The sequence below is a fragment of the Enterococcus sp. AAFC-DPL-6103 genome (assembly GCF_058216595.1).
Genome location: NZ_CM177102.1, coordinates 1894307 through 1907520, shown reverse-complemented (window position 1 = coordinate 1907520; position 13214 = coordinate 1894307). Strand labels below are relative to the sequence as shown.

Annotated in this window: 14 protein-coding genes; 7 read left to right on the top strand and 7 right to left on the bottom strand. The window is 36.8% G+C overall.

What is annotated here, in order from left to right; genetic code table 11:
- Positions 1-26: 26 nt before the first annotated feature.
- From AC4BC3_RS09095 to AC4BC3_RS09080, 4 genes are all read left to right on the top strand, one after another.
- Positions 27-821, top strand: coding sequence for an SDR family NAD(P)-dependent oxidoreductase (locus AC4BC3_RS09095; protein WP_490466328.1), 795 nt, complete (start codon positions 27-29; stop codon positions 819-821).
- A 227-nt stretch (positions 822-1048) separates the two neighbouring features.
- Positions 1049-1684: an SdpI family protein gene (locus tag AC4BC3_RS09090; RefSeq protein ID WP_206907495.1), complete on the top strand. Its 636-nt coding sequence runs from the start codon at positions 1049-1051 to the stop codon at positions 1682-1684.
- A gap of 70 nt (positions 1685-1754) precedes the next feature.
- On the top strand, positions 1755-2144 hold the full coding sequence (locus AC4BC3_RS09085; protein ID WP_206907493.1) for a VOC family protein: 390 nt from the start codon (positions 1755-1757) through the stop codon (positions 2142-2144).
- Between the two features lie 27 nt (positions 2145-2171).
- On the top strand, positions 2172-2816 hold the full coding sequence (locus AC4BC3_RS09080) for a sugar O-acetyltransferase (protein WP_206907491.1): 645 nt from the start codon (positions 2172-2174) through the stop codon (positions 2814-2816).
- A 153-nt stretch (positions 2817-2969) separates the two neighbouring features.
- On the opposite strand, the gene AC4BC3_RS09075 is transcribed toward AC4BC3_RS09080, so the two are convergent.
- Together AC4BC3_RS09075 and AC4BC3_RS09070 are read right to left on the bottom strand one after the other, a co-directional pair.
- Positions 2970-4157, bottom strand: coding sequence for an MFS transporter (locus tag AC4BC3_RS09075; protein WP_206911213.1), 1188 nt, complete (start codon positions 4155-4157; stop codon positions 2970-2972).
- An 18-nt stretch (positions 4158-4175) separates the two neighbouring features.
- Entirely contained in the window at positions 4176-4460 is a 285-nt protein-coding gene (locus tag AC4BC3_RS09070) for a hypothetical protein (protein ID WP_067480348.1), read from the bottom strand.
- Positions 4461-4654: 194 nt separating this feature from the next.
- Here AC4BC3_RS09070 and AC4BC3_RS09065 point away from each other — a divergent pair, with 194 nt between their 5' ends.
- A complete protein-coding gene (locus tag AC4BC3_RS09065; protein WP_067480351.1) occupies positions 4655-5311 on the top strand; it encodes a Crp/Fnr family transcriptional regulator in 657 nt (218 codons plus the stop codon).
- 281 nt (positions 5312-5592) lie between these two features.
- Here AC4BC3_RS09065 and AC4BC3_RS09060 read toward each other — a convergent pair whose 3' ends face one another.
- Positions 5593-6936: a PTS sugar transporter subunit IIC gene (locus tag AC4BC3_RS09060; RefSeq protein ID WP_206910989.1), complete on the bottom strand. Its 1344-nt coding sequence runs from the start codon at positions 6934-6936 to the stop codon at positions 5593-5595.
- 27 nt (positions 6937-6963) lie between these two features.
- A complete protein-coding gene (locus AC4BC3_RS09055) occupies positions 6964-7269 on the bottom strand; it encodes a hypothetical protein (protein WP_490466327.1) in 306 nt (101 codons plus the stop codon).
- Between the two features lie 233 nt (positions 7270-7502).
- Here AC4BC3_RS09055 and AC4BC3_RS09050 point away from each other — a divergent pair, with 233 nt between their 5' ends.
- A complete protein-coding gene (locus AC4BC3_RS09050) occupies positions 7503-8951 on the top strand; it encodes a glycoside hydrolase family 1 protein (RefSeq protein WP_490466326.1) in 1449 nt (482 codons plus the stop codon).
- An 8-nt stretch (positions 8952-8959) separates the two neighbouring features.
- A complete protein-coding gene (locus AC4BC3_RS09045; protein ID WP_490466325.1) occupies positions 8960-9874 on the top strand; it encodes an N-acetylglucosamine kinase in 915 nt (304 codons plus the stop codon).
- A 56-nt stretch (positions 9875-9930) separates the two neighbouring features.
- Here the strand turns inward: AC4BC3_RS09045 and AC4BC3_RS09040 are convergent, their stop codons facing one another.
- Genes AC4BC3_RS09040 through AC4BC3_RS09030 form a run of 3 tightly spaced genes read right to left on the bottom strand, consistent with a single transcriptional unit; the run spans position 9931 to position 13189 of the window.
- A complete protein-coding gene (locus AC4BC3_RS09040) occupies positions 9931-10731 on the bottom strand; it encodes a TPM domain-containing protein (RefSeq protein ID WP_490466324.1) in 801 nt (266 codons plus the stop codon).
- Positions 10728-11921: a TFIIB-type zinc ribbon-containing protein gene (locus tag AC4BC3_RS09035; protein WP_490466323.1), complete on the bottom strand. Its 1194-nt coding sequence runs from the start codon at positions 11919-11921 to the stop codon at positions 10728-10730. Before AC4BC3_RS09035 ends, AC4BC3_RS09040 begins: the two co-directional genes overlap by 4 nt.
- A gap of 17 nt (positions 11922-11938) precedes the next feature.
- Positions 11939-13189: an SPFH domain-containing protein gene (locus tag AC4BC3_RS09030; RefSeq protein WP_490466322.1), complete on the bottom strand. Its 1251-nt coding sequence runs from the start codon at positions 13187-13189 to the stop codon at positions 11939-11941.
- Between the last annotated feature and the right edge of the window lie 25 nt (positions 13190-13214).

Below are 13214 nucleotides of genomic sequence, written 5' to 3'. Positions count from 1 at the left end.
TTTTAACGATTGAAGGAGGAAATAACATGGATTTAAAATTAAAAAATAAAACGGCACTTATTACAGGTTCAACGAAAGGAATTGGTAAAGCAATCGCGAATGCACTTGCTCAAGAAGGTGCTAATGTGATCATTAATGGTCGAAATCCTAAAGTAGTTAATGAGGTAGTTAAGGAGCTACAAGAACGTTACGAGGAAACTTCAGTGCAGGGAGCAGCGCATGATCTAACTGACGGTCAAGCATTAGATTCCTTATTTACTGAATTTCCAGAAATTGATATTTTAGTGAATAACATGGGGATTTTTAAACCAATGGATTATTTTGAAATTACGGATGAGGTTTGGCAACAATTTATCGATACGAATGTTATGGTTGGCAATAAGTTGGCACGATATTATTTGCCAAAAATGTTAACGCAAAATTTTGGGCGGATCATTTTTATTGCTAGTGAAGAAGCAATCATGCCTTCAGGGGAAATGCCACAATACAGTATGACAAAAACGATGAATCTGTCATTAGCAAAAAGTTTGTCAAAACTGACAGTTGGAACAAAAGTAACTGTTAATACAGTGATGCCGGGATCGACACTGACAGAAGGTGTCCAAGAGATGTTAGATGAAATGTATGCAGAAAAAGGATTCACTCAAGAACAAAAAGAGCAAGATTTTATGAAACATCATCGCCCATTGTCGCAAATTCAACGATTGATACGTCCAGAAGAAATTGGTTCATTTGTAGCGTATGTGTCTAGTCCGATTGCAGGTGGTTTTTCTGGAGAAGCTTTACGTATGGATGGTGGACTGGTACCAACTATCTTTTAAGAAAACCCATCATATTTAAGAAGAGATGAAGTTGGTAACGTGAATGACTTTTTAGGTAAAGAGCGAAAGAAACTAAGCTTCGCTCTTTTTTTTACCAAAAAATCTATCCTTTTTCGGATAATCCAGACAAAAAGTTGGCAGTTTGCCCGGGAACAGGTACACTTAGAAAGAGGAAGAATCAACAGAATCCCTTACAATAATTAAGAGGAAAAAGGACGTGTTCTGAAATGAAAAAATATCGTGGAGCAATTGCAATCTCGGTGATTATTACCCTGCTACCGCTTGTGGCAAGTGCCATTTTTTGGAAAGAAATTCCAAATCAAGTTGCCACACATTTTGATTTGAATTGGCAAGCGAATGGTTGGAGTTCAAAAGAATTTGCATTGATTGGCTTACCACTTCTTCTCGCGGGTGTACAATTATTAGTTGCCTTTTTTGTGTTGAATGATCCAAAGCAAAAGGTGACAAAACGCTGGATTATTTATGGTGTTTTAGGAATCATTCCACTGATTGCCCTTTTTGTTCAAGCGTTAACGATCAGTTATGCTTTAGGTAATCAGGTAACATGGTTGATGAAAATTAGCCCTGCCGCATTTATCGGGGTCATCTTTATTTTTTCAGGAGTGATTTTAACTGCTGTCCCACAAAATTATACAGTGGGTATTCGTTTACCTTGGACATTGAGCAGTGAAAAAAATTGGGTACAAACAAATCGACTTGGGGCCAAAATATTTATCGCAGGTGGTATTGTGATGTTACTTGCAGGTCTTGTTTCATGGGAATTTTTGATGCTACCAATTATTGTGATTGTTATTTTGATCCCAACGATCTATTCATTTTGGTTGCACCGAAAAGGAATTTGATAAAGTGAAGACGAGTAAAATAGCAGAAACAAATAGGTTAAAAATGACTGGTTTTAGGAGATGAAGAGGAATGCACATTGAACATTTAGCTATTTGGACGAAAGATTTGGAAAAAATGAGAACGTTTTACGAAAAATATTTTCATGCAACAAGCAGTGAACGCTATCGTAATCCAAAAACACAATTTCAATCTTACTTTTTAAGTTTTGATTCAGGAAGTCGCTTAGAATTGACAACGAAACCGCATCTAGCAAATCGAGTCACAGATCATCTAGGGTATGCACACTTAGCGATGGCGGTAGGGACGAAACAAGAGGTGGACCGTTTCACTGACCAGCTTGTCCAAGATGGTTATCCTTTACTGAGTGGACCGCGAACAACAGGAGATGGCTACTATGAGGCAGTAATCCAAGATCCAGAAGGAAATTTGATTGAATTAACGACAGATTTGGTTGACTGATTACGAATAAAAAAGGTGGGGATGCGAATGGTAAAAGATTTTGATTACGAGCAAATGTTAGCTGGTGAACTTTATCAAGCATCAGGTATTTTTCCGGAAAATCGCTCGATTAATGGACAAAAGCTAGCACAAAAAATCAATCAATTACCTATTGATGAAACAAGAAAAATCGTGGCGTTGGAAAAAGAACTCTTTGGCAAAACGGGTGAACATATTTATGTTAACCCACCACTTCATGTCGACTATGGTCGCCATGTGGAAATTGGCGAAAATTTTTACGCAAACATGGATTGCATCTTTCTAGATGTGAATAAAATAAAAATTGGGGATAATGTCATGGTGGGACCGCGAGTCAGTTTCTTTACCGCAGGTCACCCAACAGATGCGGATATTCGTATAACTGATTTAGAATTTGGTTTACCGATTACTGTGGGAAATAATGTTTGGATTGGCGGAAACAGTGTGCTGCTACCAGGGATAACGATTGGTAATGATTCGATTATTGCTGCGGGTGCAGTCGTTACCAAAGATGTACCAGATCATACGATCGTTGGTGGAAACCCAGCAAAAGTGATTCGTGAAGTCAATCGGGCTGATAAAGAGAAGTGGCAAAAACAAATGGAAAACTATTATTCGCTTAAGGAAGAACATCTCAAGAAAATAAGTGAGTAGAGTAAGCAAACTAGTTAGATAAAAAACGAGACAAGGAATACTATTCCTTGTCTCGTTTTTTATTTTTAATTTATTAAATAGTGAGAAAACAAGAGTTTAAAAAATGTTTTTTCTCAATACAAGCATTTTCCTCATACGATTATTAATGCCTTTTTAAAAACTAGAGACTTCTTCTACAGCTTTCTTTTTCCGTTTATTGACGAAATAAAGGAAGGTACAAATCAATGGGATGATTCCAGAAATAATGTATAGTCCTCTGAATGAAGTGAATGATTTCAAGGTACCCATAATATAAGGACCGACGCCTAATCCCAAATCTAATCCGATGAAGTAAGTAGATAATGCAATACTGATTCGATGTTCACGAACGATTTTTAAACAAACTGCTTGTCCGTTAGACATAAATGTTCCATAACCAAGTCCGACGAAGGCTCCTGCAAGAAGCAACATGAAACTATTCGTTGTTGCACTAAGTAAAAATAAACCAGCAGTTAAGAAAAGATAACTAGGGTACATAACATATTGCTCACCTTTCGCATCAAAAATGCGACCTGTCAACGGGCGAGTAAAGGTGATCACCAAGGCATAGACAACAAAGAAGAATGAACCAGCGCTAACTAGATGGATCACTTGCGTATAAGAAGATAAAAAGGACAAGACACTAGAGTAAGACAAGCCCATCAAAAAGGCAATTCCTGTAATAAACAACGCCTTTTTCTCGATGAAGCTATCAACTGTCCATGAAGTCAATTGTTCTTTTTGTTCAGTTGACAACACAATATTTTTGACTGGGAAGAAGAGACAAGCGATAGTGACTAAGAAAACCAAGATAATCGTGAACCAAATAATGAAATGAAAATCAGTCATATTCAACAAGATCATTCCTAAAAATGGTCCAATTGCAGCGGCCAAGCTAGTGCTTAAACCATAATAATTGATTCCTTCCCCTTTTTTGTCCATTGGAATATAGGCCGTCACAATTGCGTTTGTTGCAGTTGATACTGTTCCATAACCAAAACCATTTAAAAAACGAACAAGGTAAAGAATTCCGATGGAAGGCATGTAAAGATAAGCGATGGTAGTCAACAGATAAAAAATTGCACCACCTTGTAAAGTCATTTTCCGGCCAATCAATTCAAGTTGTTTCCCCATCAATAAACGAGCAAGCAAAGTACCAATGATATAAATACCAGAAGCAAATCCAGCTTGGCTTAAGCTAGCGTGTAAGCTGTCCTGAGCGATAACTGCGATAATGACCATCAATAAATAATAAACGAGATAAACAATAAAGTTAATAAGTGTGATACCAATAAAATGTTTGTTGAATAATTTGTCTTCCATTTGTTTTGCTAATTCCCCTTAATGTACATATGAATATGCTTTTAATTTTTCGATTTGAACTTCAACATCGTGATAATTCGATGGATAGCGATCCACAAGTTGTTGGATAAATAAATCACGTGTTTCCATAAATAATTGTAAGAATTCTTGACATTCTTCATCTGGTGTTTCTTCGACAGATTTAATCAACTCAATTGAGTTTTGATAAGCATCATTTAGGAAAACTAACGAAGCTTTCATATCAAATCTTGTGCGGTAAGCTGTTTCTAATCGGTTAATAATAGTGTTCATCCAAAATTGCATTTTTTTTGACCTCGATTCAGTAATTTTTTTTACATACGGAGTATAGCGAAGAAAAAAAATGAAGAAAATGAACTTGGTTATACAAAAAGGTACTTAACAAATGTTACTATCATTAGTAAAATACCTATGAACTTTAAAAATCTTGGAAATCTTGTATTATTTTTTTAGATAAATGTTTGGATGGGGGAGCATGATTGGATAACAGAGCACTAGCGGAGTATGTAACGAGTAAAAATATTCCAATTATACGAAAGGGGTATCACAAGTATTTAACGTTTGAAGGTGTCGAAGATTGTTACACTTATATCTTAAAAGAGGGAATCGTGAAAGCGAGCGTGATCTCCAATGACGGAAGAGAATTCAATCTAAGATATGTCAATGATTTAGAAGTGGTATCTCTAATTAAAGATGAATATTCACAATTTATTGATTCACCGTACAATATTCGAGTTGAATCAGAGTATGCGGAATTTTATCGTGTGAATCGGGTGAAGTTTTGGGAGGACATCAACAATAATCCTGATTTGCAGCATCATGTAAAAGAATTTTATCGTTTTCGCTTATTGAGTGTCATGAAAAAAATGCAACAAATGCTACTAAATGGGAAATTGGGCGCAGTTTGTACACAATTATATGAATTGTATGACATGTTTGGTGTGCGAACACCGGAAGGCTTATTGATTGATTTTCCAATTACGAATGAAGAAATTGCTAAGTTTTGTGGTATTTCAACGGCAAGTAGTGTTAGTCGTATTTTGAAACAATTAAAAGATAAGGGTATCATTGCGGTTCAGGATCATCATCTGATCATTACGAATATGGAACTGCTGGAAGATAATATTATTTTTTAAAAAGGTTGTGATTCCAAGCGTTTAGCTCCGAATAGATAGTGAGCAAGCATTCAAAATAGTTTTTCATGTTTTGAAATGAATGTAAGCTATATCGAGGAGATGCTTGGAGAACACCGAGGAAAAGGTTGTGCCACAACTCATTTAGTTTCAAGCAATAATACTCTAAAAATCACTATTTAAATTGTTGTTAGGAACATACCCTAGTTTATACAACAATAAAAAGGGGAAGACAATTAGTTGTCTTCCCCTTTTTATTGTTGCTAACGTAGTTATTTGACTTATTATTTGCTTTCAACAACGGTTGTTGAAACTAATTCTTCAGCTTCACTTTTTTCTTGTTCTAGAGCATGTTCTTTTGCCAGTTCATTTTTGTCATAAATTTTCACAAATGGATAGTACATTACGACTGATAAAACAATCAATAGGCAATTTAAAACTGCTGCACGCCAGTCGCCACCAGTTGCAAGATATGCTCCAATTGGACCAGGTAAAGTCCAAGGAGCAGTGATTGTAACTGCACTTACAAATCCTAATCTAGTTGCGAACCAAGCAATAGTGGCACAAGCCATCGGAGTTAAAATGAATGGAATAATTAACGTTGGATTCAACACGATTGGCACACCAAAAATAACTGGTTCATTGATGTTGAAAATCGACGGTGTAATAATTGCTTTTCCTAGTTTTGAAGCATACTTAGATTTGGCAGTAAAGGCGAGCAAGATAGCGAGTCCAATTGTACAACCAGATCCACCAATCCAGATAAACCATTGGTAAAAAGGTTCAGCCGCGATATTTGGTAAAGTTTCACCAGCAGCTGCTGCCGTAGTGTTAGCTTCTAAGATTTGTAACCATAAAGGACGTGCTAGTGAGCCAATAATTGAAACACCATGAATCCCGAAAGCCCAGAAGAAAGTGATCATAAAGATCAATAGAAGTACACTTGGAAGTGTATCGGTCGCACTGATCAAAGGACTAACGATTTTCGAAACAGCTGAATGCCAATCAAAGCCAATGTAATAACTGATAGTAGAAATCACTAGGATAACGATTAATGTTGGCGTTAATGATTCAAAGGAACGAGCTACTGCAGGTGGCACTTGATCTGGCATAGTGATTTTGAATTTGGATTTGTCTGTTAAACGATAGACCTCAACAGCAAAAATCGACGTGATGATACCGACAAACATACCACCACCGCCAAGATTTGCCATTGGCAAAACAAAACCAGAAGTTCCAGCAGCTTCTGCAGCCTCTAAAGGAATATTTACAGGTACAAAAGTTAATAGAAAAGCGATGGTTGACAGAATTCCGCCAGAAACAACATCTAAGTTGTAAGTTTTTGAAAGGCTAGCACCAATTCCAAATGTTGCATAAAGTGACATGATGTACATGGTCATACGATAAGGTAATAAAATTGTTGCGGCATTAGAAGATAAAAACTGATAAATGCCCCATGATTGTGGTAGGGGTGGGAAGGCGATGATCAAAAAGAAAGAACCAACAATAATCAAAGGTAACGTTGCAATAATCCCGTCACGAATTGCTCGTAAGTGTCGTTGATTAGCAATTTTTGCCATTGGTCCAGCTAGATGTAACTCAATAAAATTAGTGAAAGCTGTTAACATAGTTTACACTCCTTTAAGTAAAGTCAATTAAAAAATAATTCCTTGATAGATCCAAATGTATGCTAAAATTTCTAAAATAATTAATGAGATACCAAAAGTGATAAAAAAGCCCTTACAAAATCCTCGTTTTGTTTGGATGAAATATGGATTCATCGCTAAAACTGTCGCTAAACTAATGGGTAAAAAAAGCATAACACCAAGATTGATACTCCAGTTTGCCAAGTAAAATAAATAAGGAATAAAAATACCACCAAAAATACAAGCAAGCAAAAGCAATCCAGCTGTTTTCACACCAAAGTGAATGTGCGATGGTCCATTCGTTTCTTTTTGCATAAAAATACCTCCTCTCAACAAAAAAATTAAACGCTTACAAAATATAGTAACAAAAAAGAGCAGTTACGGATCTCTTCTTTTTTAGTATACAGTTAAGAAATTAAAAATCAATATATTTTTTATTTTTTTGTAATTTTGTTTCTTATTGGAATTGAAATTTCTTTATTTTTTTATATGTTTGAAAACGCATTTCTTAGATGGTATGATAAAAGCGAATACAAAGGAGGAGGAAAATGACAAAAATTTTATGGGGCGGAGCTACTGCTGCTAGTCAATATGAAGGCGATTACAAAAAACGAGGGATAGATACTCAAGACTGTCGACCTTATTTAGAAAAAACATCGAATGCGACAGTAGCTACTCGATTATTAACCAAGAAGACTGTTGAACAAGCGGTGGAGGAGAATCAAATTTTTTATCCGTTCAGAAAAGGATCCAACGGAGAGGTTCGGACAACTGAAGACTTAGCGTTACTCAATGAGTTAGGCCTGGATGTTTACCGATTATCAATTAGTTGGTCACGCCTATTCCCAAACGGAGATGAAGAAATTCCTAATGAGGACGGAATAAAGTATTACGATGCTATTTTTAAAGAGTTAATCAACAAAAAAATAAAAATTTTTTTGACAATTAATCACTATGCATTGCCACTTCATTTAGTAACAGAACAAGGTGGATGGAAAAACCGTAAGACAATTGACCATTATTTGAAATTAGTCACAGTTATTTTTAATCACTGGGGTGAGTTGATTGATTATTATTTACCCTTCAATGAAATCAATGCAGGGTATTTCAGTCCTTATAATGGTACAGGATTATTGAAACCAGAAAAGGATGCATATGCGTACAATGATATCTTTTTAAGTTTACATCATCAGTTTATTGCTAGTGCACAAGCTATTGCTCTAGGGAAAAAAATGAAAGTCAAAGGTCAATTTGGTGCAATGATTTCTTGTTTTTGCTACTATCCATTAACACCAAAACCTGAGGATAATTTACAATTAGTTTTAGATGAACAAATCAATCAATGGTTTTGTATGGATGTCTTAGCTAGAGGAGAATATCCTTATTATATGAATAAATTTTTCTTAGAGCACGACGTCGATTTTGAAATCAGTGAAGCAGATCGCCAGCTTTTAAAAGAAAATACTTGTGATTTTGTCTCTTTCTCTTACTATTCTTCGAGTATTAGTTCAGTAGAGGAAAGTCAACAGCAAACGGCTGGAAATTTGGTAGCGACGACAAAAAATCCTTATTTAAAAGCAAGTGAATGGGGCTGGCAAATTGATCCAATTGGATTGAAGACCACCCTGCTAAAAGTTTACGATCGTTATCAAAAACCTGTAATGATAGCTGAAAATGGATTGGGTGCAAGAGATGTGAAAGAAGCTGATGGTATCCATGATGCGTATCGTATCGAGTATTTTAAGCAGCATTTTCAACAAATTTTAGAGGCAGAACAACTAGGAGTAAATGTTCTAGCATACTTTGCTTGGGGAATCATTGACATTGTCTCAGCGGGGAGCTGCGAAATGGAAAAACGTTACGGCGTTATTTTCGTTGAAGCAGATAATCAGGGAAATGGCTCCTATGATCGTTATAAAAAAGATAGTTTTTATTGGTATAAAGCATTTATTGCTGAACAAAGAGAGGCAAGAAGAAAGTCACAAAAAGTAGAGTAGGAGAAACGATGAAGTACGTCATTGGGATTGATTGTGGAGGTACAAAAACGCATGCGATTGCTTATGATTTAGAAGGAAATGTTTTGGGAGAGACAATCGAGGGTTTTGGAAACCTACTTGTTTCTTATGAGCAAGCAAAAAAGAATATTTTTCGAGCAATGAATGAATTGCTAATCAGATTGGGAAGAGTAGATTGTCAATTGATTGCGTTAGGCATTGCCGGTATTGATGGTGGTGGGTTACGAGAAAAATTTCAGAAAGAGTTAACTTACTTTGATTATCCTGTTTATTTATATAATGATGCACAGTTCAGTTATTTAGCTAAGTTGGGCTTTCAACCAGGTATTTTAGCAATTGCGGGGACAGGTTCAGCTTTTTTTGGACTGAAAGAAAACCAATGGTATCGTGTAGGTGGCTGGGGACAATTATTGGGGGACGAAGGTTCTGCTTATCACTTAGCAATTGCTGCGATTAAATTAGTTCTAGCAGAGTTTGATGAAGGAAAAACATTGTCACCTTTTGCTAACGATTTATTGGCTTTTTTTGGTGCGGAGGATGTGATGAGTTTGGTAAAAATAATTTATCAAAAAAAGAAGGGCGAAATTGCTAGCGTAGCAGCATTTTGTTCAAGCTACGAACAAGATGATATTCGTGTGTCAGAATTACTAAAACAAACGGGTGAATTATTAGCCACTCAGGTTATCCAACTAGCAGACAAAATGAAGTTAACCTCAGGATTTTGTTTGGGGATTAATGGTAGCTTGTTGGAAAAACAGGCGACAGTGAGACACGTTTTTCTCGAACAGTTAAAAGGTTACGAAGTTTTGCTTGCGTCTGAGACGATTCATACTACGAAAGCTGCATTAGTTATTTGGAAAAATCAGTTGGCTGCACAATGTGTGAGTACGGCTAACTTCAACTAAAAAAACTCCTCAAGATCGATTCGATTTTGAGGAGTTTTTCTTTGGCGGATAATAAATCAAAAGCTTCTTCCACCACCGCCAAAAGTACCACCACCACTTGAATGGGTTGTGCTTCCGCCACCACCGCCACTTCCAGGTGGTGGGCTTTTAGGGATTCGTCTAGTAGTGACAAAAGAATTTGTTAAACGATCAGTTTTATCCGTTAATTTGATGCTTGAATTTTCACGATAAGGATATTTGTAGGAACCAAATTTTAATTGATATTTAGAAACTGTTACAAAGTAAAAGACAAGGCTTAATACCAAAGCAACAATAAGAGCAAGTGTAATCTCGACAGGAGTCAAGACTTTGTAACGAGTGATTTTTCCGGTTTCTTCATCTACTCGATAGTGGCCACCTGGAACACCTGCTTCGACATAATCGGCAACTTTAGTGAGATAAGCAGTCGCAGCTTGATAGTAATTTTGATCGGACATGCCATTATAAACTTCATCAAGCGTTGATTTAATCCGATTATCATCTAAATAATCAATCATGTTACCTGAGGTCGAAATGTAAATTTCTCTTTGTCCCATATCTAACAATAGGGCAGAACCATTTTCATTATTCCCAACCGCCTCTCTCAAGTAATCATCTGTAAAGTCTCGTGGCTCATCAGAGTTATTTGTTGTTGTGACGATTAAGACTTCACCTTTGATTTTTTCGTTGATTGGCTTCGCTTGATTTTCTAATGATTGAATTTGTTCTGCTGTAAACAAGCCAGCTTCATCATTGACCGTTGGGGTTTCAGCGTGCGCAATGAGCGGGAAAAAACAGCCAATTAAAACGAAAAAGAAAATTGAAAGTTGTTTTTTCATATCAAATACCCCACAATCATCAACAAAATAGCAGTAATAGTAAAGATACCAAGTGATGTAAGACCCAATTTCTTTTTGCTGACAGGTAGGACACCACTAACTTTCCCAGTTTGACCATTCATTGCATAATAGTAAACTTTTTTTGAATCACGACTACGATAGGTTACCAACCAGACCGGAAGTAATAAATAATTATTTTTCTGATCGTTGATCGCAACAGAACTACGAACGCCAGTTAAAGTTGTGTAACCAGCGGCTGTTTCGCGTAAAAGTTTTTCGGAGTACTCTTTTAACTCTGCTTCAACTTCTGAGCGAATCGCTTGATATTCGATATCGCGTTTTTCTGCTTGAAAGCCAGCGAGATATTGGTTTTTAAAGTCGATTGCTTTATTCAGTGGGAAAGGTTGGACACCTTCGACCATTTTTTGTTGAGTATTTTTAGATAAAGCATTCTTGACTAATTCTTTAAAAGAAAGTTTTCCTTCACGGTGGACAGCAAATTGTTTTGTCTCGGTATACTCAATATCGCCGACGCGCCAGACTCGTAAGACAGTTCCATTTGCTTGAAAATCTCCTTCTAATTCGGCATCCGTTGACCAGTAAGGAAAATAAACACCAGTTAGTTTGTCGATTTGTTCAGAATTAAAGAATGCTTTAGGAATAAACCATTTTTTCTTTGTCCAAGCTAAAAATTGTTTAGTTGCTTCCTCTTTTTCGATTGCAAAAGGAAGAACTTTATTTGGTAAAAACTCACCACTCAAGCGTCCTGACAAAACAACTGGATTATGGCAATAGTAGCAATACGTCGCGGCTGTTGTTGCATCAGTCACGATTTCAGCCCCGCAGCTTGGACAAAGAAATAGTTCCATAGCGGGAGCTTTTTCTTTTGCTTCTTGATCAATTGCCTCGGTAGTACCAACAGCTTCATCGTAAGCTTGACGTTCAGTGTCATCCATTTTATCTAGTTGTTCTTGTGCCGTGAAGGTAAAGTCACCAGTTGTATTTTTTGGTTCATTAGCTGTATCAGATGCTGAACCAATATTGCGAGCTTCTTTTTGCTGTTGTTCGTAAAGGCTCACTTCTTCTTCTGTAAATATGCTCAGGCAGTAGTCACAATGAAATTTTTGGTCTTTAGGATCAAAAGTTAAAGGACCGCCGCAGTTTGGACATTTATGTGTAATGACATCCATTGGCTACACCCTTTCCTTTAGTCCAAAGGTACTCCTTTAAACGGCTTGCCACAATGAGGACAGAATTTTGGAATACCATTGGAAAGATCAACAATTTCACCACATTCACTGCATTTCATCTCTAGCTTTGGTTGTGCAGCAGGGGCAGGCTTAGCTGTGCCACAGTTAGAACAGAACTTCCCAGTATTTTCCGTGCCGCAAACGGGGCAAGTCCAAGTATCAGCATTTCCTGTTGCAGCTTGCTGGTTTTGTTTTTCTGCTTGCTGTTGCTTCATTTGTTCTTGATTATTTTGTGCAGCTTGAGCAAGGTAGGCACTGTTAGCATTCATTCCCATACCAACACCCATAAAACCAGTCATTGCGCCGCCTTCATTTTTCCCAGCAGCTTCCATCCCACGAGCAATCGAACCTTGAACATAGCCCTCGCGAACACTTGGGTCCCCAAGCATAGCACCTTCATTTCGCATGTTGATTAGTTTGACAGAATCATCGGTATAAGAAATACTTGCGACTGCTACAGAAACGATTTCCATTCCACGTAGTTCACGCCATGAATCATCTAAAGCAGAAGCCATGTATTTACTTAATTCCAAACTTTTTGATGGTACGTAAGAAATTCGTTGACCATCTGCTGACATTTGGTTGATCGCCGATTGTAAAGCAGTTAAAAACTCTGCTAGATACTGTTCATTGATATCGGCAATTTCTACTTGCGTTTTATTTTTTGGAATGGCATTTGTGTAAAATAAAATTGGATCCGTGATGTGGATAGAGTAAGCACCATGCGCACGTAAAAATAATTCGGCATTATAAAAATTATCAAAATAGTTTAATGGTGAAGTTGTTCCAAATTTGATTCCTTTTAGCTCTTGTAAATTAATATAGAAGACTTGTTGTTTTTGTGGTGTGACGCCACCAAATTTAAAGCGACTGAATGTTTCACTAATTGCATCTTTTAATGAGCCATTAAACATAGAAGGTGCAGCATCATTTTTGATAGTGTAGTAGCCTTCTTCAGCTGTGTAATCAATAATTTTTCCACCGTCAACAAGGAGCATCATCATATTTGGATAGACATGAACAACTGTTCCATCGGTTAGAACATCTTCTGTTCCTTTCCGATTTGACCCACTTTTGTCATCTTTACGAACTTTGACACCTTTTGTCATAACAGTTGTGTCACTCATATTATCTGGTTCGATGACTTCAAGCCATTGATCAGCTAATCCACCACCAACCGAACTTGTTGCAGCTTTAATTAATCCCATAAAAAATTCCTCCTTAGATAAATAG